The 23,949-nt window shown below is 58.6% G+C and carries 20 protein-coding genes; 7 read left to right on the top strand and 13 right to left on the bottom strand.

Features of this window, described 5'->3' with window-relative positions; all coding sequences use genetic code 11:
• Positions 1 to 427: 427 nt before the first annotated feature.
• Entirely contained in the window at positions 428 to 1,279 is an 852-nt protein-coding gene (locus tag AC0L2K_RS03860; RefSeq protein WP_473530656.1) for a sulfotransferase, read from the bottom strand.
• A gap of 169 nt (positions 1,280 to 1,448) precedes the next feature.
• On the opposite strand from AC0L2K_RS03860, the gene AC0L2K_RS03855 reads away from it, so the two are divergent.
• The 4 genes from AC0L2K_RS03855 to AC0L2K_RS03840 all read left to right on the top strand — a co-directional run bounded on the left by AC0L2K_RS03855 (position 1,449) and on the right by AC0L2K_RS03840 (position 6,719).
• Positions 1,449 to 3,506, top strand: a complete 2,058-nt coding sequence (locus AC0L2K_RS03855; RefSeq protein WP_473530655.1) for a hypothetical protein — start codon at positions 1,449 to 1,451, stop codon at positions 3,504 to 3,506.
• 256 nt (positions 3,507 to 3,762) lie between these two features.
• The gene (locus AC0L2K_RS03850; RefSeq protein ID WP_473530654.1) at positions 3,763 to 5,043 is read left to right on the top strand and encodes an O-antigen ligase family protein; all 1,281 of its coding nucleotides are present in this window, start codon (positions 3,763 to 3,765) and stop codon (positions 5,041 to 5,043) included.
• Positions 5,040 to 6,005, top strand: coding sequence for a glycosyltransferase family 2 protein (locus AC0L2K_RS03845; RefSeq protein ID WP_473530653.1), 966 nt, complete (start codon positions 5,040 to 5,042; stop codon positions 6,003 to 6,005). The genes AC0L2K_RS03850 and AC0L2K_RS03845 overlap by 4 nt, the downstream gene beginning before the upstream one ends.
• Positions 6,006 to 6,557: 552 nt before the next feature.
• Complete coding sequence (locus tag AC0L2K_RS03840) at positions 6,558 to 6,719, top strand: hypothetical protein (RefSeq protein WP_473530652.1); 162 nt, start codon at positions 6,558 to 6,560, stop codon at positions 6,717 to 6,719.
• Positions 6,720 to 6,829: 110 nt separating this feature from the next.
• Here the strand turns inward: AC0L2K_RS03840 and AC0L2K_RS03835 are convergent, their stop codons facing one another.
• From AC0L2K_RS03835 to AC0L2K_RS03825, 3 genes are all read right to left on the bottom strand, one after another.
• Positions 6,830 to 7,966 carry a glycosyltransferase family 4 protein gene (locus AC0L2K_RS03835; RefSeq protein WP_473530651.1) on the bottom strand — a complete coding sequence of 379 codons (1,137 nt, stop codon included), beginning with the start codon at positions 7,964 to 7,966 and terminating at the stop codon, positions 6,830 to 6,832.
• Between the two features lie 79 nt (positions 7,967 to 8,045).
• Positions 8,046 to 9,914, bottom strand: coding sequence for a Wzz/FepE/Etk N-terminal domain-containing protein (locus AC0L2K_RS03830; RefSeq protein ID WP_473530650.1), 1,869 nt, complete (start codon positions 9,912 to 9,914; stop codon positions 8,046 to 8,048).
• A 555-nt stretch (positions 9,915 to 10,469) separates the two neighbouring features.
• Positions 10,470 to 10,685: an exopolysaccharide production repressor protein gene (locus AC0L2K_RS03825; RefSeq protein ID WP_473530649.1), complete on the bottom strand. Its 216-nt coding sequence runs from the start codon at positions 10,683 to 10,685 to the stop codon at positions 10,470 to 10,472.
• A gap of 366 nt (positions 10,686 to 11,051) precedes the next feature.
• On the opposite strand from AC0L2K_RS03825, the gene AC0L2K_RS03820 reads away from it, so the two are divergent.
• On the top strand, positions 11,052 to 12,293 hold the full coding sequence (locus AC0L2K_RS03820) for a polysaccharide biosynthesis/export family protein (RefSeq protein ID WP_473530648.1): 1,242 nt from the start codon (positions 11,052 to 11,054) through the stop codon (positions 12,291 to 12,293).
• Between the two features lie 185 nt (positions 12,294 to 12,478).
• On the opposite strand, the gene AC0L2K_RS03815 is transcribed toward AC0L2K_RS03820, so the two are convergent.
• Positions 12,479 to 13,471, bottom strand: a complete 993-nt coding sequence (locus AC0L2K_RS03815; RefSeq protein ID WP_473530647.1) for a glycosyltransferase family 2 protein — start codon at positions 13,469 to 13,471, stop codon at positions 12,479 to 12,481.
• 457 nt (positions 13,472 to 13,928) lie between these two features.
• Here AC0L2K_RS03815 and AC0L2K_RS03810 point away from each other — a divergent pair, with 457 nt between their 5' ends.
• Positions 13,929 to 14,603, top strand: a complete 675-nt coding sequence (locus tag AC0L2K_RS03810) for a protein-L-isoaspartate(D-aspartate) O-methyltransferase (RefSeq protein WP_287227079.1) — start codon at positions 13,929 to 13,931, stop codon at positions 14,601 to 14,603.
• Between the two features lie 55 nt (positions 14,604 to 14,658).
• Here the strand turns inward: AC0L2K_RS03810 and AC0L2K_RS03805 are convergent, their stop codons facing one another.
• Positions 14,659 to 15,285: a CDP-alcohol phosphatidyltransferase family protein gene (locus AC0L2K_RS03805; RefSeq protein ID WP_353682297.1), complete on the bottom strand. Its 627-nt coding sequence runs from the start codon at positions 15,283 to 15,285 to the stop codon at positions 14,659 to 14,661.
• 325 nt (positions 15,286 to 15,610) lie between these two features.
• On the opposite strand from AC0L2K_RS03805, the gene AC0L2K_RS03800 reads away from it, so the two are divergent.
• Positions 15,611 to 16,084 (top strand): phosphatidylglycerophosphatase A family protein, encoded by a 474-nt coding sequence (locus AC0L2K_RS03800; protein ID WP_287175328.1) that lies wholly within the window; start codon positions 15,611 to 15,613, stop codon positions 16,082 to 16,084.
• 74 nt (positions 16,085 to 16,158) lie between these two features.
• Here AC0L2K_RS03800 and AC0L2K_RS03795 read toward each other — a convergent pair whose 3' ends face one another.
• The 7 genes from AC0L2K_RS03795 to AC0L2K_RS03765 form a co-directional block, all read right to left on the bottom strand.
• Positions 16,159 to 16,851 (bottom strand): class II aldolase/adducin family protein, encoded by a 693-nt coding sequence (locus tag AC0L2K_RS03795; protein WP_473530646.1) that lies wholly within the window; start codon positions 16,849 to 16,851, stop codon positions 16,159 to 16,161.
• Complete coding sequence (locus AC0L2K_RS03790; protein ID WP_473530645.1) at positions 16,848 to 18,308, bottom strand: FGGY family carbohydrate kinase; 1,461 nt, start codon at positions 18,306 to 18,308, stop codon at positions 16,848 to 16,850. The genes AC0L2K_RS03795 and AC0L2K_RS03790 overlap by 4 nt, the downstream gene beginning before the upstream one ends.
• Before the next feature lie 4 nt (positions 18,309 to 18,312).
• Positions 18,313 to 19,161, bottom strand: a complete 849-nt coding sequence (locus AC0L2K_RS03785; protein WP_473530644.1) for a sugar phosphate isomerase/epimerase family protein — start codon at positions 19,159 to 19,161, stop codon at positions 18,313 to 18,315.
• A gap of 5 nt (positions 19,162 to 19,166) precedes the next feature.
• Positions 19,167 to 20,162, bottom strand: a complete 996-nt coding sequence (locus AC0L2K_RS03780; RefSeq protein WP_473530643.1) for an ABC transporter permease — start codon at positions 20,160 to 20,162, stop codon at positions 19,167 to 19,169.
• A complete protein-coding gene (locus AC0L2K_RS03775) occupies positions 20,159 to 21,160 on the bottom strand; it encodes an ABC transporter permease (protein ID WP_473530642.1) in 1,002 nt (333 codons plus the stop codon). The genes AC0L2K_RS03780 and AC0L2K_RS03775 overlap by 4 nt, the downstream gene beginning before the upstream one ends.
• Positions 21,153 to 22,667 carry a sugar ABC transporter ATP-binding protein gene (locus AC0L2K_RS03770; RefSeq protein ID WP_473530641.1) on the bottom strand — a complete coding sequence of 505 codons (1,515 nt, stop codon included), beginning with the start codon at positions 22,665 to 22,667 and terminating at the stop codon, positions 21,153 to 21,155. The genes AC0L2K_RS03775 and AC0L2K_RS03770 overlap by 8 nt, the downstream gene beginning before the upstream one ends.
• Positions 22,668 to 22,755: 88 nt before the next feature.
• Positions 22,756 to 23,745 carry an autoinducer 2 ABC transporter substrate-binding protein gene (locus tag AC0L2K_RS03765; RefSeq protein WP_023799541.1) on the bottom strand — a complete coding sequence of 330 codons (990 nt, stop codon included), beginning with the start codon at positions 23,743 to 23,745 and terminating at the stop codon, positions 22,756 to 22,758.
• Between the last annotated feature and the right edge of the window lie 204 nt (positions 23,746 to 23,949).

The raw sequence follows: 23,949 nt of genomic DNA, 5'->3' as shown, positions 1-23,949 counted from the left end.
GTCGTGAAGGCATGCAGCGCGTTTCAAGCAACCGGCTGCAGAACCGTTCTCTGCAATTCCCCTCGATCGACCCTGCAGGAGCAAGTGGAGCGAAATCAGGAAGGTCTACAATCCGGAGCGGCGTTTTGGTTTGTGGTGCATACCATTTGACCATATCCAGCCCAATAGCTTGTCTTTGGCGGTGCCGTGTCGTTGCTCGCATAGCTGACGGCGCCCGATGCCGTGATCACACGGTCGATCTCTGTTGCCAGCGTTACGGCTGCAGTGGGCATGCCAACGATGCTGAAGCTGCACAGCCCGGTTGAGGCCGAGCGCCAACGGTGACCACGGCTTCAAAGTCGTGAGCCGCGTGTGATCGCATTATGCGTCCTCGATTGCGGACACGAACCGTTCGGCGTATCTTTGCCCGTCATCGAACCGCGCAAAGTCAGAAATTGTCACCTCCATAATCGAACAATTCCGCAGTTGCGCGGGTGCCTGTCCAAATCCGCTGTCGTGCTGAATGATCGAGGCGGGCAACCGCTCGGGTGTTGACGTCTGGTGCGATGTGATCGGGTGCTTCGTCCAACCTTATCCGCAGCTTTTCGCCAGTCGCGGCGTTTGTGTTCGTCGTCCGCTCCGTCCCAAATGATTTGACCTTAAACCGGATCCTTCCGTCATCCGCTGCTGCTATGCCGAGCGCGTCGTAAAGGCTTTTAACAAAGGTATCCGGTGATTGGATCAAGTCCTCGAATCGAAGCGATAACGCATCACGCTTCCTCGAGGCTTTGAACATCAGGCTAGTCACATCATTGTACCATTTGATCGCGCGCGCCTCGCTGAGACCGCTGCGCATCAGCCCTTCGCACATCGGTAATGGATGCCGCGTAAGCACAAGGTTCCGCGCTTCCATAAAGCCGCGCGCAATTGCGTCGTCGAATGCAATGTAGTAATCCATCACTTTCAAAACGACGTAGCGTGCTTGGGACTTTTCGTTGCGCTCTCCGGGGAGGACCGTTTCGGCAGTCGCTGCGCGCATATGCCGCCAGAGGAAGGGAACAGATGCCCAGTTGATGGCCCCGCCGATATGGCACGCAGCCTTGCGCAGCTTGTAGAAACGTCCGAACACTCCCGCATGCCATTCGTACTTTGGCATCAACACATCCGGCGAACTGCCGATGATATTCCAGACAATGTTTGACCCACCCCGGCCAAAGCAATTCAATAGAAGCGCATTGGGCGGAAGAGCTTTCTCCGGCCTGGTGGGAGGCGAAGCACCGATCCTGTCAGCGGTCTGCATCTGCTTTCTCCGTTATCGCATCAGGCGCGACCCACTTCCCTGGCTGTCGTTGAAAGGCTAAACTGAAACCTATAATATACTGCGGAGCTTGTGAGAAGAAGCGCGATAGTAAGTAACGGGTGTCCATGCGGAGTCTCATCCCGAAACCAGCAATTATTGGCACACGATAATGACCAACCGCATTTCTCGCCGGGATTTGGCACGGGCCGCATGCGCCGCCCTTGTGCTGACGGCATCCGGTCGCCCAGGACGGGACGCTCGCGCCGCCGGTCCGGCGCAAGGCTCGCAGCCGAACGCTCACTCCTGGCATCCTGGTCTGTTCCCGGAAATGATTGTGAAATCCTGGTTTCAGGAGGATCTGGCCGAAGGCGAAGTCTCCTCGTGGCAATCGGGCGGCGTGAAGCCGGTGGCTGCGATGCAAGCCGAGCCCTCCCTGCGCCCGACAAAGCTTCCGAATAACGGCGGCGTTCTCTTCAAGAAGGGCACGAAACAGGCATTGACTTGGCCCGCCGATAACGATGCCCCGTATCTTCACCGCTGGTGGTTGGTGATCGCCCGGTGCAATTCGGCAGTCAACGCCGACGCGAATAACGTTTCCGTTCTTTGCGTCAATGGCGCGGAGGGTGGCCCGGTGCATCGCCAGCCCCAGGTCTGTTTCAAGCCCTCGGCCGGCACATTCGTTTCGCGGCTCCATGACGGCAAGCTCAAGAGCGAGGAAGGGCTATGCTCGACGGATTTTGGCGACTGGAATGTCATGGTCGGGTACCGCCGCGGATTCGCGATGCAGGCCGTGGTGAATGGGGTCAAGACGGCCGGCCAGACGGTTTATGCATTGGCACCCAACCGTGTGAAATCGCAGAGCTTCATGGGCGATGTGAACAATCCAATGAGGGCCGATGTCGCGATCGACTGCGTCATCATCGGACAAAGCGAACTCAATGACTCGCAGATCGACAAGCTGATGGGATGGGGCATGTGGCGCGCCGGCCGGCAAGCCGACTTGCCCGACGATCATCCCTATCGCCAGAGCCCTCCTTCAGCCGTGGATGCGAACGACGAACCGGAACGTTATGCGTTCGATTCAGCCTCGTGGGCGTCCTGGGCAGCCATCGGCGATGAGCGATATGCTCATCGTGGTGAGGCGGCGCCGCCGATCCACGGTTACACAACGGTTTTTCTTGACGACTTCGTCTCCAACACGGTAGTCGATGATTCCAAAGGCGCGCAAGGCAGCATCTGGTATGCGCCGACCCATCTGACGACCGTCGGTGTTGACGCCATTACCCAGCGGATCTCGGCGACGCCCTCCTCATATGTGCACGACGCCACCAGCCACACGCTGGCGCTCCGGCTCTTGCAAAAGGGCCGCCATTGGAGAACAGGTGCCTTCTCTTCCGTGAACAACAATGGCCAGGGGCGGTGTTGGGGAAAGGGGATCTTTGAGATCCGCGCCAGACTGCCGAAGATCGCAGCGCCCCGCCCTGGATTTTTCCCTGCTTTCTGGGCGTATGGGAAGGAGCATCTATTCTGGCGGACGCGCAATCGTCTTGAGACGGACTTTTGGGAATATGACGGTCTCAATGGGGCCTATATCAACATCAGCCAGCACGTGCACAAACCCAGACTCGGCTATGCAGATCCACATATCACGCCACGTGACGTGCGCCGGAAAATCGCCGGCTATCAAGTCGATCCATCAAGTGGTTTTCCCAGCACGATCGACGTATACGATGGCGAATTTCATACTTGGTACGCGCAGATCGAAGATGATTATACTTATTTCGTGATCGACGGCTATGAAGTGGCGCGCGTTCCGACGACAGCGGAACTCGCAGCGAAAAAATACATCATGGTGGATTTCGCTTACGATGAAAAAAAGGGGCGCGCTCAACCGGACCCGTCGCAGACGTATGACATGGTCATTGACTATATAAGGGTCCGGCAGACGGAAACGGACCTGGCTAGGGTCCCGACGGGCTTCAGCGCATTGCCGGCCTTCTCGGGCCAGGCTTCACCGGGCCAGGCGCTGACCGTCGTACCGAACGTTATTGCGTCGCAAATAGAGTGTCTATGGTATCGTGACGGCGTTCCGATCGTGGGCGAAACCGGCACAAGCTATGAGCTCAGTTCGCGGGATGTCGGGCATAAGATTCGCTGCAATGTTCGCGCGGTCTCTGGGCTCGACCAGCCAGAAGCCTGGACCCCGGAGAGCGAGACCGTCGGCTAGGTCATCGACTGCGCGCCGTCAGGATGCGTCATCACTCTCGTCGGACTGCAGTAAGCCTCCCCGCAGCCGAGGAGGGTGAGTTTTCCCAACAGTCGGAAACCACTTCGATATGCGATGCCACAGCGGGCGGAACGATGAGGCCGTCGGCTCGAGCACGGCGATGTCTTTCACCGCCCGCTGGCATTGATACATCCAACAAGTTCTGTCTCCGGGAAAGAGAACATGCTAAAAGGATATCGCGCCGCGAGGGGCTGTGATGCGTTATCTCCTCACATTCGCGATACTGAGCCTCTTCCTGCCAATCAGGCTCGAGACGGGTCTTGTATTGCTGCGTCCGTTCGAGCTGATCGCATTGCTGATGCTCTTTTTTGGCCTGGCGACGGGGCGTTGGCGAAGGTTGGCTTTTTCAGCCGGTTTTCTACTGCTCCTGCCCTTCTTGGGCTGGCACATGGTCTCGGCCTTCAGCGTGGACGCAGAGAACGGCCTGCGCGAGCTGTTGCAGATGTCCACTGTGGGCGCCTTTGCGTTCGCCATCGCACAGGAGGCTAGATGGCTCGAGACGCAGAAGGCCGTCAACATCTTGCTTTTCGGCATGGTGCTGATCCTCACCTATACGATCACCTGGCATGTCGCCCATGGCTACTTGGTCGGTTGGAAGCATCTGGTCGATCCGAGGCTCGCGTTCACCTTCCTTCCAATTGCGCTCGCAGGGCTCCTCCTCTTCGTCAACCGGGGCAAGCGGCGCACCCTTTGGTTGGTATGGGCGGGGATACTTCCCCTGCTCGTGCTATCTGGGGAACGCAAGGCGTTTTTGATCTATCTCTTTCTGACCGCCGCGCTTCTGATGCGCGGACGGCTCGCTGCGATGGTGCCAGCGATCGCCGCTGGCTTCGTGGCACTTTTCGTGCTGTCGACCACGATCAATAACGCCTATGTCGAGAAGCAAATGCAGACCATTCTCGATCCGCTGAGCATGGGGCAATTCGAATATCTGGTCGCGAAGGGGAAATATGCCCCCGGAGACACCCCGAGCAATGTACAGCGCGCGTTTGCTTTCACGCTGTCCAGACAACTCATCTCCGAATATCCACTGATGGGCGTGGGTACGAACCAATTCAAGAATATTATCGAGACGGATTTCAGCGAACTTCCTGACGAGTTGCAGCTTGGGATACATGGCGAGTTTCAACGTATCCTCACCGAGAACGGCATCATTGGGCTCAGCCTCTATGTTCTCATATGGATTGCAGCATGGTTTCGCTTAAGCCGTACTCTAAGCTGGGCGCTTTCTCACGGATTGATCGGAGCGGTCCAGGCACGGCTTCTGCCCCTCGTGCTCCTTGTTCCTTGCGCCTTTTACGTTGGAACAGAAGCCTCCGGCACACGAGCTTTCGTTACGCTGAGTCTTGTCTCGCTCCTGCCTGAATTGACGCGGCACGGGCTTTGCCTATCATTACACAGGATGCGGAGGAGCCACCCCAGGGGCATGAGACATCCTCGATTTCTCGCGAGCCCCTTGCCAGGAAACGCGAGATGAGTGTTTCGGTTATCATGACATGTCACAATGAAGAACGCTTCATCGTGCAGGCAGTGGAAAGCGTGATTAATCAGACCGCGTCGAGCCACATCAAAGAGATCATCATTGTCAATGATGGCTCGAAGGACGGCTCGTCGGAAGCGATTGCATCGCTGGGTCGCAGGGAGCCGCGCGTACATGTCCTGACGACGGCGGGTATCGGGCTTTCATCGGCGAGGAATCTTGCCATCAGACATGCTGCCGGCGATCTTATTGCAATTCTCGACGGCGATGACTTCTGGGCCGAGGACAAGCTTGAGCGTCAATTAGCCGTCTTGGGCAATGGCTGCAAGGCAGGTCTTGTCTATGGCGATTTTGTCGATTTTTCCGCTCCGGATCTGTCCGATGCTCTACACGTCGCCGTGCGCCGCTATCGCGCGGACCAATGCGATACGCTGCGGACATATTTTCTGCTTGATGGGCCTATTATTCCTTCCAGTATGGTTATGCGGCGGGAGATGGTCGAAGATATCGGGTTATTCAACGAGGCATTCAGGGCTGGAGAGGATACAGAGTTTTGTATGCGCGCAGCCGAGCGTTGGACATTTCAACATGTGGCCGGAGCACTCGTCTATAAACGGCGCCATGGCTCAAACATAACCCGCAGACTCGACGCGCTTCTGCCGGTAGGCGAAGGCCTCACGCGAGATTGGGCCATGCGACGGCCGGAGCTAACGCACCTCGCGCGTCGGCGCAACGCGCGTTTGTACGCAAAGGCGGGCAATGATTGCGTGGCTCAAGGCGAAATGAAACGCGGAGCGCGCTTGCTCATTCGCGCGATGTGGCACGATCCATTGTCATGGCGGGTGTACGTTTACTTTTTTCTTTGCGCCCTGCCGAGGGGCATGGATCCGCAGGTGCGCCGTGCAGCCAAGCTACTGTTCTACCGCGCCTTGCGCAGAGACTTTGCTGACGGCTCTTAATGATGCTGGCGGAATGGCGAGAGTTCGAGCATCTGAGGCGGCAGCCCTGCAATCCTTCCGTAGCGATTATTCTGTACCGCGACGGCAGGACCATAACGGAGGCGAATTCAGAGCTCTCCGATGCGCACACGACCGATTATCCGGTTGTGCATGGTCAGCCCGCACTGATCGATTTCTTTTGCAGTCTCGTGCGTCCCGTTGTGCTGACGGCAAGTGGCATCTCATCCATAAAGAGGCGACCAACTGGCTGAGGATCAATAAGGGATGGCCCTTCGGAACTGCAATCTCAGCGCGCAAAACGTTGTCAGCTTTCGCGACCACGTTCTCGGGTACGGCATTGAGTGCCCCTCGTACTCATGATCGGCGCCGGGACCAAGGGCGCGGGGACCGATGGCCTCTATGAGACCGAGGCCGTTCGACAATTGTATTCGACATCTACCATCCGCACACACGCATTTCATCGCGGAGGCGGTCCTCGAGCATGTGATTAATCCGGAACAGGTCGTTTCAGAGATAAGACACCGTTCATGCAGCAAGTGCATGAGGGGGCTTATGATTTCACGCGTTTCACTGAGCTCGGACATCGTTGGCCTGTTCCGGAGGTTCGAGATGATCAGTCGCGGAGTGCTCGGTGAACGTGTATCGGTGCAGCTCGCCGAGCTTGATAAAACTCTCGCCAAACAATCGCTCAAGGATCACGAGCTCTCCGGTTGATAACGATACCGGGCGGACTTCCGTGGTTGCTTCAACAATCCTTTCATCGTTTGGCGATATTCATTGGTTCCCGACTCTGGAAAAGCTGAGCAGCTACTTTGGCCTCGGGCTCAGCCCCATTTCAGCTCCGGAAACGTCGCGCCTGCACAGGTTGCCCAGTCGAAGGTGCGTGCCCGTGATTTGGCAAGAGCACCGTCGCGCTCACGCAGTTCTGCATTGGCCACATAGGTTGCTATCGCGCGGGCCATCGCGTTCACGTCCTCCGGGGGCACCAGCACACCAGTGGAGCCCATGACCTCGGGTATTCCGCCGACGGCCGTCGCTATCGAAGGACATCCTTGCGCACCGGCCTCAACCAACACTAGCCCGAAGCCCTCGATCTTTCCCTGTAGCTCTCGTGCGAACAATGTGTGGCACGCCGCACGGCGGTATAAGCGCTTTAAGTCGTCGTCGGACAGCCTACCGGTAGCGATCACTGGAACACGAACTCGTGCCGCTTCATCCAATATCTTTGAGGCATAGGCCTGATCTTCGGCCCGTCCAGCCATCACAAAGATCGGATTGTCTAATCCGTATTCATCGCGCGCGCTCGCGATAGCCCGGACAGTTTCCAACTGGCCCTTCCGAGGCTCGATACGTCCGACTGCGCAAATGACGCTTGCAGCTTGTGGTACAGCTGCAAGCTGCGGATGTTCAAAATTCCCATGGATTGGCTGAAACCACATGGGATCCACGCCGAGATACGTGACGACACCCTTCCGGGGCATTCCAAAACTTTCGGAAAAGATCCGCAGCGTCGCATGTGAGTTGGCGAAAACGACCTCTGCTCCTTCGTAGGCGCGGCGTACAAACCGAAAAAGGATGGAATCGGTCCTGAATTTGCTGACTTCGCTGCCATGAATCATCGCTCGATACCCTCTACGATGGAACGGTCGTAGCACAAATGTCACAAGTACACTGCGTATGTCGGCGGCCAAAAACAACCTGTCCTTAGGAACGTTGCGCAGAATAGAAAGCGCCCGCAGCGCCCCGAATGGAGAAATTTGATGATGCCGCAGAATGCGATGGGTCCCCGGCTCCTGGGGAACGGCAGGAAGGTCAGGATAGGCAGGTGCTATGACGGTCGCGGCGTGGCCACCAGCACGAACGATGTCGACCAACCGTCCGGCGTATGTTCCGATGCCACCAGGAAATGGATGATATTCGTACGTCATCAGGATGATGCCGAGCGGAGGCTGAGATATCATGGGTCAAGAACTCCCAACGCCGCCCGCCTCGCCTTTAGCCGATATGAGGGGATACTTAGGCGGGCTGCCTGCTCCACAACTAGGCCTGGTAATACCGATGATAACGTTCACTGTAGAATTCGGCACTGCCGAACTTTTGGTACCGCTTGATTCTTTTGATATCGACCTTGTTGAGCAGAACGCCGATGCATTTATCCGCCAGGATCGGGTTGTTATTGAGAATTTCGCGCACGAATGTACGAGCGGTCACACCCCATTCAACAACCAGAACAAGGCCGTCGAGGTGCTGGACAAAGGACCTCACGTCCGCGACTGGAGCCAACGGGGGCAAATCAACGACGACGTAATTGAACATAGGGCCCACCTTGAGCAGAAAGTCGCCCATTTTCTCGATAGGCTGCACGGTGTTTGCGAGCTTTTGTTGGCTCTGGTTCACGCCGGGCAGGAACCTCAATGGCAATGACGGATGGGCCAGCAAATCTCTCGGATTAAGTTCTCCAGCCAACAAGTTGGCCAGGCCTCGTTCCCAACCGTTGGCTAACATAGGGGACAAGCCCGGATTGTGGATATCGGCATCGATCAACAACGTCTTACAACGCTGCATTGCAAGAACCATCGCTAAATTAGCAGCGACCAGAGACTTCCCTTCTCCCGGGAGGCAAGAAACGATGCCGAGCGCCTTGGTGCTCTTCCTTGGTAACTCGACGTCAACAGCGACTTTCACCGTTCGCATCGCTTCAGCGAATTCCGAGCGCGGATGTTGCTCTACCCAGTTGAAAGCGCTGTTCCCCACCTCGATGAATGACGGCTCTCCAGCCGCAGGATCGTGCTTGTTTCGGCGAATTGGCTTCCCGTCCAGTAATGGGATCATTCCGAGCGTCTCAAGTCCGAGCTCATCGCGCACTTGAGCCGACGTGCGGAAAAAGCGCTCCCGGTACTCCCGAATTCCGCCCACACCGGCGCCAACCATGCCGGCAAGCACGACGCAGAACGCCAACGTAAGACTGCTGTTCGGAGAACTCGGTCTGCTGGGGTATGGTGCCTCCGAGATAGTCCGCGCCTCCGTCAACGCCACCGAAAGGTTCTGCAGGCTCGCTTGGTACTGCTGCAGGACCTGTTCATATTGCGTCTTGAGAGAGGACGCCTCAAGTTCGAGCTGGCGCAAGGTAACCAGCGTTTCCTTGGTCAGCGTATTGTCTGTTCGGAACCTGTGGATTGCGAGCTCGGCATCGACCGATCGCTTCCGCACCGTCTCGAGCTCTTCCGCCAGTGCGCTGCGAGCTCGGATAATCGACTCGTCTTTGGCTCCGACTTGGTCAGAGATATAGATTTCTGCATACTTGCTTGCTATTTTTTGCGCCATTTCGGCGCTAGGCGACCGAAATTGGACTTGCAGAATGTAAGAATCCCCTACACGAGCTACCGTTATATTCTGAGCCAGAATGCCAAATGCCTGCCATCGAGGATCGGGTCCTCGCGCGGCACTCGATTTCACCGGCGCTCCGCTTGCTTCGGAACTGCCGATGAAGGGCCACCGAGCGACCGATCCTGTGAGACTGTTGAGCAATGAATATGGCGCTGACAAGAAAGAGCGATCGGTAGCAAGACCGAGGCTGTCAACGACCTTTAGTCCGATGCGGTCGGAAAGCAACAATTCGACCTGACTCAGCATCATCGGGTCAAGCTGTGTGGAGCTTCCGCTCTCTGTTAACTTCGTCACGACGGATGGCTGGTTCTTGTCGATCAGGATTCTGGCGGTCGACTCGTACAAGGGCACCTCGGCCCAAAGATACGCCAGCCCCAGCACAAGTCCTGCGAGCGCGCATGTAACGACTAACCTCAACTGCCGTTGCGCTGCCGCCACGAGTGTTTCGAGATCAATCGTTCCCCACTGAGGATCGCCGAATGTGAAGGCAGAATCCGGGTGCTTTTCAACTTCGCGGAGCATAAGCCTTCACACCCGTGGGATGAGACTGGCAGCGCATTGGTAGTGACAAACAACATACCACATTATCTGACTAAATGTCTGCAAATTCAGTATCGACGCCCGCGGAGCACAGGCGCACCGCCCGGGGCGGGCATCAGCTCTTCGCCAAAGGCGCAACTCCTAACCTCGATGCAATAACCTCACGCGGCCCATCTCCGACTGCCGCAATTCCGCTGCATGTCGTAAGCTCCAATTGAAAGAAGAAATTGAGTCGTATTGCCAAATGGCAAAACATCTGAGCAAGAGATTCCGGGCTCCGGTTGAGCCTGTCCTGCAGGAAAACAGGAATGCCTCGTCGATCACAGACGCGCGATAACAATCACCTCAAGGGTCCTGTGCGCATCTGGCGCCTCGCGGAAAGCCTCTCCGCAGCCCGAATGAGACAGGTTGCAGTGACATTTTGTTTCGTGGTGTGGGGTGTCATCTTGCTGATCGTCCTGCTCTAGCAACCAGAGCCTATAAAGGCGGAGAGTGGCCCGCCTCACTAAGTGGCTCGGCAGTTGCTCCCTTTCGGACTCATCGCGTGATGTGTGACTTCGGAGTCACCGATTCTTTGGAGACCGAGCGCCACACTAGCAGCATGACAGCAACAAAGTACCCAATCTGCATCAAGATCCCACAAATTAACGTTTGGACAAACGTGCCCCAGAGGGAGCCGGTAAGCAAATATATACTGATGGCGAATGCCAACAGTACTATGATAAGACCTCGCAAAAAAAGCAAAAAGGACATCGCCGTCCCACTCGCAGCCGCTGACGTGACGCGCTCCTTGGCTATCCAGGCCTCAGCGCGTTAACCATCATAACATATCGGAACGGGTCAGAGCGACCGATATATATATTAGAAGATGCGAATAAATAAGCCCAACCTGTGCCAGGACGCTTGCTTCCAGGCGCGACCAACTCCCGTTCGGCGGCCAAGAGAGGTTTGCCACACGGACTGGCCATGCCATTGTTCAGAGCGTAAATTCGCCTCAAAAGAATGGCGTTGTGAGAAAGGTCTGCGTCGATGTCATGCTCGAGCATTGCGGGGTGATCGCGAATGTTGAATAGATCGGTGCGCTGGATACGGGCAGGCAGCTGCGCTGCGCTCGCATGCATGTTTCTGTTGTTCGCAAACGCGAATCTGTCGAATGGCCTTGCCCTAGCGGAGGAGTACAATGTCGGCGAGTACCGTCTGCAGACTGGCGACGTGATCGGCTTCGCTGTCATAGGCTATCCCGAAATGCAAAAGCGGGCTGTGATCGACCAAAGCGGTGTAATTGTGTTGCCGGTCTTAGGCGCCCAAAACGTTCTCGGGAAGACAATAGAGGATGTTCGCAAGGAGGTAATCGAGGTTTTAAAACCAAAATCCCTTCCGCAACGATCCGCCGACGGCACTGAGACTTGGACTGGTTTTTACCCGGATCAGATTGTAGTTGATATTGAGGAATACAGACCCGTCTATATTGACGGGGACATTGCCTCTCCTGGGACTCAGGCCTTCAGACCAGGCATGACTGTCCGACAAGCTGTGGCGGCTGGCGGCGGCTACCAGCTCGGTCGCGGTGAGCTTCTAAACCCTGAAATGACAGCAGCGGACCTTGGAGGCCGCCTCCACATTCTGCGCATCAAGTACCAGGAAAGCGAAATCAAGGCTGCTCGCATAGAGGCGCAGCTGAGCGGCGCCAGAGCGATTGAGCTTCCGGACGCAGAACATGACCCGAGCCTCGAACCTCGTCGCGACGAAGCCTTGCAGCAGGAGGGGAAGCATCTTGAAGCTGTCTATGCGGATCAGGAGAAGGAGCGCGCTTCGATTAAGTTGGCCACAACCAAGGCGGCGGAACGAATGGGCTACCTGAAGGAGCAGCAGAAGGCGGATCAAGCGGGCGCAGCCGCCGATGCGGCGGAACTTGTTCGCCTCAAGAAGCTCTTCGAAAAAGGTCTGATCCAGATCACGAGGGTCAACGATGCTCAACGCGCAGTGCTCTTGTCGGCGACCCGCGCGTTGCAAACCAACGCTGAGATCGCTCGACTTGAACGCGACCAAGGGGATTTGCAGCGCAGTCTTGATAAGCTTATCGACCAGGGTCGAATTGACCTGTTGGCTGACTTGCAGACTGAACGCGCGGCGATGACGCAAATGCGCGCTGAGATGGATTCATTGACCAAACAAATCGCCTACGTGATGCAGATGCGCAGCGACCTTGTTGGCGAAGGGGACCGAATTACGATCGGTGTAACCCGCTCCACTGACGGACAAGCAGCGACGACCGAGGCGACTGAAGATACTCTGCTTGCTCCGGGTGACACCATAACAATTACGCTGGAGGCCCCACCAGGAGCGGCGGTCGCGAATTAACTAAATATTGTGTTAGAGCGGCGCGCAGTTACACCGTGTTCTATCGAGATGTGATCCGGGCCAAGAGAGTTCTGGTGGCCGCTCAGGGTCCGGGCAATGACGTGGTTGCCGCGTGCGCCGCCAAAGCCTGGGATCAAGCATCTAGCCTCAACAGCTCCGGCTCGGTGCGCCCGAACAGGGGACGCTCACCTCTCCAGATAAATCTTCCCATAAAGAGACCGAGACTCGGCGTTTCGCATCCGTTTCACTCGAACCTTGATCCAGCGAGGAACCAGCCCCCGGCAGCAGACGTCGACCGTATGAGGCAGACGTGAAATGGCCGTGCCCGGCTCCAGGACAAAGAGCTTCTTCGACAGGTAGTAAGCTGCGGAAGGCCGCCCTTGAACCAAAGCTCTCACGGCAAGCCCATTAATCGTGTCAAGCAGATGGGCATTGAGATCGCTCACAAATTGCGGATATTTCTCGCGAAACTCGGCTAGGACAATTTCATACGAACGAAACATCTGCATGACATCGCTCGACATGTTGCCAATCGTCCTCCGGTAACCCACAAGATGTTGGGGCACGACACGAAACTCGTAATTCTCCGCTATTCTGAGGCACATTAGAAGATCTTCGCAGCCTTGTGCGTTCCTCGCCCTCAGGGAAGGATCAAACTGTCCCGCCCGCTCGAATGCGGAGCGACGTACAAGCATCGAACTTCCGTTACCGACAAAGTTGTTTCTGCACATGCGTTGCAGCACGCGACCATCGGCATCGGGCTGTTTGAATGAAAATATCCGACCGTCCTCGTCGATCTCCGCAAACCAGCAATATGCCAGGCCAGCTGACGAGCCTCCTTCCTGCAGGACGCGCAGTTGCAGTGCGATTTTGGATGGAGCCCAAAGATCATCCGCGTCCACGAACGCTAGAAACTCCGCATCGGTGGCAGCGGCGCCGCTGTTGCGTGCGTGCGCAACACCCGCGTTCGGCTGCCTGAAAAGGCGTATACGCCGATCTTGCTCGGCATAGGCGGCCACGATTGACGCGGACCGGTCCGTCGACCCATCATCCACTACGATAATGTCCAGCGCCTGGTGGTTCTGCTGGCAGATGCTGGTCAGCGTCGGGAGAATGGTTCTCTCGGCATTGAACATGGGCACCACGACGCCTATCACAGTGGCATTGTGCTGGCTCATTTGCCTTCGTCTTCTCTCACGACGTGGTAAAATGGCACATCAGGGCCGGTAGTTCCATCAGATTTCACTACTTTAGCTGATGAGGATTCAACCACGGCGGCCGAGCGGCAAGGCAGAGGCCCCGGCGAGTTCCACTCAGCACTCCTGGAAGCGATAAAGTAGCGGCTTCCGGACTTTAGCTGGATATTTAGGAACCGCTCCCGTCGAGATCGCCGGCTGCCCACGCATGCACGCGATTCAGCCGTTCATCCTTCAATCACCGCGATCCAGGACATACCGATATAGCGGCATGGCATCGGATCTCCAGGGCCGCCGCCGATTTCGACCAGGCGCAAGGCCAAAATTGCCTCCGGTCGCCGTGTGCCACCCGCAACTGGAAACCATGACGGGCGTTGCTGTGACGAACAGGATATAAGCCTGACTGGCAGCAAGCCTGGTTGAAGAAAGCCCGACGGCCATGAAGCCAATGAACGAAGAGCATCTCGCAGTGCTGCGCCGGCACATGGTCGAGATGATTGCAATCCATACCGACCTTGCAAGCGAAGAGCTCGGCAAGGCGGCGCTCGATGAACGGGTGATGGCATCGATGCAGCGGGTGCCGCGCCATCTGTTCGTGCCAAGCTCGGTCGCGCCTTATGCCTACCAGGACATGCCATTGCCGATCGGCTTCGACAAAACCGTCTCGCAGCCGTTCATCGTCGCACTCATGACCGATCTCCTTGCTCTCCAACCGCACGAGGCGGTGCTCGAGATCGGCACCGGCCTCGGCTACCAGACCGCAATCCTCGCGGAACTCGCCGGGCAGGTTTGGAGCGTCGAAATCATCGAGGAATTCGCAAGCCATGCCGAGGCTCTGCTGCAGGACCTCGGGCTGTCCAATGTCAGCATTCGTGTCGGGGACGGCTCTCGCGGCTGGCCCGAGCACGCTCCATTCGACAAGATCCTGGTCAGCGTCGCGGCGGGGCGGGCGCCGCCGGCTTTGCTCGAGCAGCTCAAGCCGGGGGGCCGCCTGGTTATGCCTGTAGGCCCTGAACAAGGGCAGTTGCTGACGGTCATCGACAAGGATTCGGCAGGACAACTGAAGACCCGCAAAATCATCCCGGTTCGGTTCAGCCGGCTCGAAACGGTCTAACGAGGGGTGCGGACAACAGGCACCAGGCGCCTCATCCTTATGGGATTTCGCCGTCTCACGGCTGCTTCGCGTCGGCTCGTTTGAGCATCGCAAATGCGCGATTGATCCGTTGCAGCGCTGTCGCGTTGGCCACGAGTGCGTACAGCGCGAACCCGCCCGCCAGAATCCAGGGCGAAGCGGCGCCCATGGCGGTCGCCAATCCGTCGGCGACCAACAGCACGCAAATGAACACCAGGCGTTCCATCCGTTCGAAGAAATCCGGCCATGCCTGGTTTTCTATGGGGATTTCGATCGCAGTCCGCGCCTTGGCGTAGCTGGTGAGGAGTCCGCCGGCGAACGCGATCATGGCGATTGCCCACATATCGGCGACCCAGCCTATTGCCGCAAACACGGCGAATTCCTGATAACGGTCGGCCATGGCGTCGAAATAGCCACCCGCCTTGGTGCTCATATGTCTGCGGCGAGCAACCGCCCCGTCGAGCGCGTCGAAGGTGAACGCAAACGCCAGGCAAAGGCCAAAGGCAAGGCTTGACTGGTGGTACAGATAGGCGGCGCACGACAGGGCGACGAGCACCAGCCCGCCTGACGTAACCTGGTTCGGGGTCATGCCGATCCCGATCAGCGGAGAGGCGGCGTGCTCCCATAGCGGGTCGATACGGCGTTTCATGAGACCGGCGATCATGATGACTTGGCTCCTCCGATGATGTCGCCCCGCGACGTTTAACCGGCAAATTGAGGGTTCGTTCCAGCCGGTCGGCGCCGATCGAGGTGGTCAGCGCAATGTCCGTCTGTGTCCGCTGTCGCAAATCGACTGGCGATCTAAGCGTCGCGGCTGAATGGATTCATGCGAGGCGCTTCAAGTTCTTGTTTTTACGCACGTCGTTGTCGCAAAACCGCTGCGCACCCTCGGGTCAGGCCTGCTTTTGCGCGACATGCATTAGCGGCAGTAACCGGAAAGACTGATACAACGCATATTCGCAATTCACCGGGAAGCCGTCCGAAACGCCATGCGTAGATTTCTGCCCAGGTTTGCTTACCTGCTCGCGACCTCTGCCGGCGCGGGATTATCTCCGGTATGGCCAGGCACCGCCGGCGCAGGCGTCGGAGTGGCTGTTGCCGCGGTCCTGATACCTGCATCGCCTTGGCTGATCGTGCTAGCCTATATGGGCTTATTCGCCGTGGGAGTATGGGCGTCGTCGCATGTCGTCTCCCATACCAGGACGGAGGATCCGCAGATCGTCGTCATTGACGAGACCTTCGGCACCGCCGCAACGCTTTCCATGCTGCCGCTAGACCCGGTCTGGTGGGCAGCAGGTTTCCTTGCTTTCCGGTTTTTCGACGTCGCCAAGCCTTGGCCCATCGGCATCGTGCATGAGAAGGTAAGGGGTGGACTCGGCATCATGCTGGACGACGCGGCTGCGGCTGTCTTCGCCGGTGCGTCGCTGCTTTTGCTGAACGATTTGATTCACCGTTTGCCGTAAGGAGGACAACTCAGTCTCCACCTGCCACCCAGCGCGAAGAAAGACCTCCTTCACTAAAATCTGCCGGAGCAGCGCTAGACCGCAGCGTCGCGTGGCCGCGCCAGGTCGTTCGTTCCCTCCGGGTCCGGCGCTTGGCCATAGCTCATCTTCCTCATCTGCTCGATCACCCGCGCCATCTCCTCGTCGGAAAGGACCGGCGGCTCGCCAAGGCTAAGCGCCTGGACATATATGCGCGACAGGGTTTCGACCTCGTTCGCCAGCCACAACGCCGCTTCCATGGTCTTGCCAAGCGAAATCTGGCCGTGCTGGCCGAGCAGGCAGGCGAGGCGATCCTTGAGTGCAACCAAGGCATTGTCGGACAAGGCCTGCGTGCCAAAGGTTGCGTATTCCGCGCAGCGGATGGTGGTGCCGCCCGCCACTCCCGTCATATAGTGGAAGCTCGGGATCGTCTTGTGATGGCAGGCCAGCGTCGTGGCGTAGAGCGAGTGGCAATGCAGCACGACGTCGATCTCCTGCCGCTCCCTCAAAATGTCACGGTGGAAGCGCCACTCCGAGGAGGGCCGTCGGCCGACATAGGTGCCGTCAAAGCCCATCTCGACGATGTCTTCGGGCGTCATCGTTTCGTAGGGCAGCGACGAGGGCGTGATCAGGAAACCGTCGCTAGAGCGCACCGACAAATTGCCGGCATTGCCCTGGTTGATGCCGCTTGAGTTCATCCGGCGGCAAGCATCCACCATCTCGCGGCGCAGAGCGCTGTCATCAGTCATCGATCGTTCCTTTTGCTGGTCTTGGCCCGTTGCAGGTTGTTTCGCTTCGCCAGGTCGCGCCACCGCTGTGCATAGGCTGCGAGCGTCTCACGATCGCCGGCAAAGGCAGTCGGCAGGCTGAGCGCGATCGGAGCCGGCGTGTCACGCGTTTCGTGTTCGCCAAGTAGCGCCGCACCCGAGGCGGTGCCATAGGAGTCGAGGTTGTAGACCGTTTCGGCGTTTGGCCGCAGCGCCGCAACCAGCGTGGCGTAGAGCGGGTCTCGCAGGAAGGTGCCATCCAATGCAACCAGCCCGGTTTCGTTCAGCGCATCGATACATTCTACCGTCAGCAGCGCGGCGTAGAGCACCGCGAGCGCCTTGCGCTCTGCAGGGGGTTCTGCAGGCGGCCCTTCAAACCGGCCGAGCCCAGCGCTGCCTGGAAACAGGCCGTCATCGTCGCCGAACGACGGCAATGCGAAAGTGCCGCGCTCAATCAGCAAGCTGACCAGCGCAGCGTCGGCCGCAGTTCCTTCTTGCCCCTGCCCTGCTACATGACTGAACTCACGTCCGCCCATGGTCAAAACGCCGCCGACCGGGCGTCCTGTCACGTCGCTGTTCAGCACCATTCCGCGATTTTCATGGAGTTGGTCGAGAGGTGTCGCCGCGCACATTCCGACAATCCAGGTTCCGGTAGAGATCACGCAGGCGTCGCGCATGCCTGCCGCCTGGTAGCGGTAGAGGTTCAGGCTGCTGTCGTGGCCGCCTGTCAGGACAGACAGCTCTTCCGGTATGCCGTGCCGGCGCGCCAGATCGTGCCGTATTGGCCCCAGCCTCTCCCAGGCCGGATGGAATGGTGGCATGAGGCGCTGCCATCCCTGCCCCGCCACAATGGGCGACCACTGCTTGCGCACATTGTTCCACAGATGGGATTGTGCCGAGAGGATCGTCGTTTCGGCCGATGGCACGCCTGACAGCCGCCAGGCCCAATATTGAGGCAAGCCCAGATACCAACGAGCCTGAGCGACGCGCTCCGGATCAACCTGCTGCATCCAGTACAGCTGACGCGCCTGGTGAGCGGCCTTTAGCATGATCGCGCTGCCGCGATCGAAGAAATCGCCCGAAAGCGGCACGTAGCCCTCGCGAATTGCAGGCGGCAGATCCTGCTCGTAGTCAATCATCGGCAGGGCACAAGTCTCGTCGGGATCTGCGTTCACCAAGACCCCTGCGGAGCCATGTCCGGTGCCGACCACCTTTTCCAGCGGATGGTGTCGGCACAAAGTGGCGAGCGAGCCGAACAGCCAGTCGGTAATGCCGTTGAGATCGTGCTGCCGCCAAGGTGGACCGGGCCGCACTTCGTTGTGGACAGAGAGGCTCTCCACGAGCACGCCGTCAAGCGTCATTGCGGAGAGCTTTATGTTGGTCTTGCCGACATCGAAGACGGCGATCCTTGCGCCGTCCGCCTTCTGCCCGTCACCCATCGTCTCAGATCAGACCGTATTGGCGAGCCTTGTTGCGCAGGAACGGCAAGCCATTGCCCATCACTTCGGCCTCGTCCTTGGCAACCGGCCGCCAGACCGAGAGGCCGTAGGAGACTTCCGGCGGCATGTTGATGAAGCTTTCCATGGCCAGTCCGCCCTTGAAACCGATCGCCGCCAGCGTCGCGTAAATCTCGTCCCAGGGGCAGTTGCCGGTGCCAGGTGTGCCGCGATCGCTTTCAGACAAGTGGATGTACTTCAGGTGATCGCGGGCGGCCAGAATGCCGTTGGCGGCCCCTTTCTCCTCGATGTTCATATGGTAGGTGTCGAGATGAACAAAGATGTTGTCGGCCCCGACTTTCTCGACCATCCAGACGGCCTGCGCGCCGGTGTTGATCAAATGGTTCTCGTAGCGGTTCACCGCCTCGATTCCGAGCTCGATGCGGCGCTTCTTGGCGTGCTTGGCGGCGACGGTCAGCACGTGGGCGATATTGTCGTATTCCTTTTCGGTCGGTGGCAGGCCGGTGCGTTCGCCGATACCGCCGAAAATCACGCCGGAAAGCGCCAGCGCGCCCATTTCCGCAGTCTTGTCGATCGCCACTTCGAGATGTTCGATGGCAGCATCCGGACGCACCGAGGCCCAGGCGCGCTCCGGCAGGCCAAGCGAGCAAACGGCAGGAAGATTGTGCTTTTCGAGCAAGGCGCGTGTGTGCGCGGCATCGACCGCCGGCGCGTTCAGAAGCGCGATCTCGATAAAGTCCATCCCGTATTTGACGGAAGCCGCGATCGCCTTCTCCGCGCCGGCCCGGTCCCAGTTCATCGTCCACATCGAGGTGTGGACCCCAAAACCATGCATCTAACTCACCCTCTGTTTGTGTTCAGGAATTTGAGGCGCCCGGCAAGCCAGCGCAGGATCATCACCGTGATCATCAGGATGCCCCAGACTGCCGTCGCAAGATGCTGGCTTGCGCCCATCAGATTGAGTCCCGAGGACAGAAGCTGGAGCACGACGAGCGCAACGAAGACCGGGATCACCCGACCGAAGCCGCCGAACGGATTGACCCCGCCAAGGAAGCAGGCAAGCACGGTGATCAGCAGGTAAGACTCGCCGTGGCCGACACGCACCGAATTGAAGCGCGCCAGCATGATGATGCCGGCGACCGCGCACATCGCGCCGGACAATGTGTAGACGAGAACCTGCACCTTGCGCGTATTGATACCGGAATAGCGTGTGGCCTCGATATTGGAGCCTATCATGTAGGTGTTGAAGCCTAGCTTCATGCGCGTTAGCAAGACGTGCCAGATCAGCACGCAAGCGATGAAGATGAGCAACGGCACCGGGATGCCAAAAATCGAACCGTAGCCGATCGGCGCCAGGAAGCCGGGAATGCCGGACACGTCGCCGCCGCGCGTCAGGAATTCGCCGAGACCGCGCAGGAAGATCATCATCGACAGCGAGACCAAGATCGGGTGAGCCTTGGTGTAGGCGATGACGAGCCCCATGATCAGCCCGCTCAGTGCGCCGACCGCGATGGCAAGGACCGAGCCAAGGAGGAAGGCGCCGACGCCCGCTTCGACGCCTCCCTGGCTTTGCAGTACCCAAGCCAACGTCAAGCCGGCCATGTTGGCCGTGAAGGTGATGGCCAGGTTCAGGCCGCCGGTCAGGATCGGCAGCAGCATGGCGAGTGTGAGGAGGCCGAGTTCCGGCAGCTGGAAGGCAACGGATCCAAAGGTAGCGCGGGAAAGAAAGTTCGGCGCGGCAAAACCGAACACGATCATGACAGCTACGAACGCGGCAAACGGACCTGCAAGTTCGGGGCCGAGCGCGTTGCGGACGCGTTCAATCAAAACCGTCATGAAGGCACCCGTCGGCTTTTCAGGAACGGCAGCAGGCGTTCGATGCTGGTATTCGAAAGCGTGATTGCGGCAAGAATGATGGCGCCGACGATCATCTTGAACGCGAAAGGCGACACGCCCATCAAATTAAGCCCGTTCTGGGTAATCGAGACCAACAGAACGCCCAGAATGCAGCCGAGCACGCTGCCCTTGCCGCCGCCGAGCCGCGCACCGCCAAGGACCACCGCTGCCAGGACGTCGAGTTCGCGCCCATAAAGGGCATTCGGCACAACCTCCTGCGCGTAATGCGCCTGGACGAGACCGGCGATACCCGCCATCAGGCCAAGCCAGCCGAAGGCGATAAATTGCATGGCACCGATATTGATGCCGAAGCGGCGCGCGCCCTCCGGGTTGTCGCCAAATGCGTAGAGTTGGCGGCCAGTGGTGGTGCGCGTGATCAACGCCCAGGTAGCGAACACGCATATGGCCATAATGAGCACAGGCAGGGTGATCTCCGCCCAGGTCCCGTCAGCCATCTCTCGCTCGAACAGCACGACGCGGGTGGTGAGCCAGTCCGGCAGGTTGTAGATCGACACGCCGCCTGTGAAAAACATCAGCAAGCCGAAGAAAATGTTGAAAGTCGAAATCGTGGCGACGATCGAGATGATCCTGAACCCGTGGATCAGGAAGGCGTTGATGCAGCCCAACGCGACGCCCAATGCGCCAGCGATGATGAAGCCGACAATCCAATTCCCGCCGCCGATCCAGCCGAGGACGGTCGCGGTCAGATATTGCACAACGGAGGCAGCAACCGCGAAGGAAATGTCAATGCCGCCGGCGATCAGCACGACCAGCAGGCCGACGGCGAAGATGATGTTGACCGAGCTGGTGTTCAGAAGGTCAAACGCGTTGCCGAGGGTGAAGAACCGGTCTGTCGCGAACGAAAGGAAGACGCAGATGACTGCGATAACGCCGAGCAAAGCCAGTTCCGTTGCGTGGGAGCGGACAAACCTACGCATAGACCGCCTCCTCGATCGCCTGGAGGGTCGTAGCGCCCGGCGTAAACTCGCCGACAATGCGCCCCTGAGCCATGTGCAGCACACGGTCCGCGTTGAAATAGACTTCAGGCACCTCGTCCGAGATCAGGATAATGGCCAGGCCGCTGTCCGCCAGCTTGGAAACGATGTCGAAAATGCCGGCGCGCGCGCCGACATCGACGCCGACCGTCGGTGCGTCGAGGATAAGCAGCTTCGGGTCGGTCGCCAGCCATTTTGCAATGGCGACACGTTGCTGATTTCCCCCTGACAGGGTCGAGATCGCGTCGTCCTGCTTTCCGATCCTGACCCCGAGATCCCTTATCCAGCGATTGACCAGAGATCGCTTGCGATCGCTCGAAATGAAACCGCCTGAAAGGATCTTGTCCAGCGAGGCGATGACCATGTTGTCGGCGATTGCCTGGGGCTGAATGAGACCGAGCGACAGCCGGTCTTCCGAAAGATAGGCGACGCCGGCGGCGATCGCGTCACGGTTGGAACCGAATCGGACGGGTTTGCCATCCAGGACGACAGAGCCAGATTTCGGCTTGCGCATGCCAAACAATGTCAGCGCCAATTCCGTGCGCCCTGCCCCGAGCAACCCGGTGATGCCGAGCGTCTCGCCGCGCCGGACTGTCAAGGACACGTCGTCGAATTCGCCGGGCCGCGACAGTCCCTTGACCTCAAGCATGACTGGGCTCCTGCTCAAATCCCGATGCAGGACGGAATAGTCGAAGGTCTTGCCCGTCATCAACTCGGTGATGCGCGACTGGGTCAGGCCTTTGGTTGGATAGACGCCAACCAGGGCGCCGTCGCGCAGCACGGTGACGCGGCTGGAGATTTCAAGAACCTCCGCCAGGCGATGACTGACGAACACAACGGCGACACCCGACGCCGACAGATTGCGCACAACGTCCAGCAGATAGTCGGTTTCGGATTGGGTGAGCGACGCCGTCGGCTCGTCCATGAAGACGAGCTTTGCCTCACCGACGAGGGCGCGGGCGATTGCTACGATCTGCCGCTGTGCGATGGGAAAGTGGTGGAGTGCCAGATCGACATCGAAGGTAACACCAAGACGTTGCAAGGCGTTGATCGCGATACGCCGCATCTCGGCATAGTTCACCAGCCGCGGCCAGCGGCCGATGACGGTCTGGAACGCGATATTCTCGGCGACAGTCATCTCGGGAAACAGGGCGAGGTCCTGCCAGATGATCTGAATTCCGCTGGCCTGCGCCGTAACCGGCGACATATGGGAGTAGCTCTGGCCATCATAGTCGATCACGGCGCCCGCCTCGGGCTTGTACACGCCTGTAATGACCTTGATCAGCGTGCTCTTGCCGGAGCCGTTCTCGCCGGCAAGACAATGCACCTCGCCCGGCAACACCTCAAAGCTGACATTCTTCAGCGCCTTCACGCCGCCGAACGTCATGTTGACGTTGCGGAGCGACAGCAGCGGCCGTGGTGCGGCGCCATCGAGTGCCTGATCAGCCATCGAACGAAACCTGGATCCAATCGCGTTTGCAATCCTGCAGCCGGGCCGGTTCGAGGCCGGGCCCGACTGCCATTAGCCTTGGGAGGCTTTACAGGCCCATCGCCGCGAGATCGTCGACAGTATCCTTGTTGATGGGGACGAGTTGATCGACGATGATGTTACGGTTTTCGAAGTCGGGCTTGACTGTCCCAAGCCCTTCGATCGTATCGCCATCCTTGATCTCTTTGCCCTTCATGAGATGGTCGGCCAGCGTGACGAAAACCTCGCCCGCCTGCTTCGGATTCCACATGAAGCCGCCGGAGATCGCGTCGCTTTTGATGAGCTTCCGGCCTTGGCCTGGCGAGAATGGTCCGAGCACGAAAATTTCGCCCACCTTCCGGCGCTCTTCGATTGCGCGGCCAGCGCCGATCGGGCCTTGGCTGCCGAAGGCGAGGAAGCCCTTCAGGCCGGGATTTGCGGAAATCAGGTCAAGCGCAGTGCTGCGGCTCTTGTCCACATCCTCGGCGACGCCATAACGTTCGCCGACGAGTTTCATGTCGGGATTATTCTTCTTCAGATACTCGATTGCCGCATCGGCCCAGGCATTGTGCAGCGGCACCGTCAACGAGCCGACGAACACTGCATACTCACCCTTGCCGCCCATCTTCTCCGCCAGGAGCTTGGCGTGAGCCTCGCCGAAGCCGGTGGCGGACGCGAGTTCGAAATCCCAGTCGGCGCCCTTCTGGCCAGGCGATTCATGTGTGATGACGATGATGCCGGCGTCCTTGGCCTTCTGCAGGACCGGTTCAAGCACTTTGGCATCATTCGGCACGACGCCGATGACCTTGACGCCCTGCGCGATCAGATCCTCGATGGCGCGAACTTGCAGTGCTGGATCAGCGCTGGTCGGGCCGACCATGAATGCGTCGATCCCGAGCTTCTCGCCGCGCTCCTTGATACCCGCCTCCATTGCGTTGAACCACGGAATGCCGCCGATCTTGACGACGACGCCGACCTTGCCGGCCTGCTGTGCCATCGCAGCGAATGATCCGCCAATCATAAGGGTCACGGCAAGCGCCGCGATCAAGAGCTTTTTCATCTGTACTCCTCCCATAACGTTCCTAGTGGGAACACACTCGAGCCGTCGAACGACGGCGGCCGTTAGAAACCTCCCCGAAAGAGACGGGGCGCTTCCCCATCGATCATCCACCGGTTTTCGCTTGCACAATCGATGGTGCAGAAACTATTGTGCATTGAGAAGCTCTCGTCAAGCGGGATATTGCTCTAAATAGACGCGCCGGAG

The sequence above is a fragment of the Mesorhizobium sp. WSM4817 genome, assembly GCF_055811135.1.
Note: the sequence above shows the minus strand (reverse complement) of the source record. Positions and strands in the feature narration are given on the sequence as shown.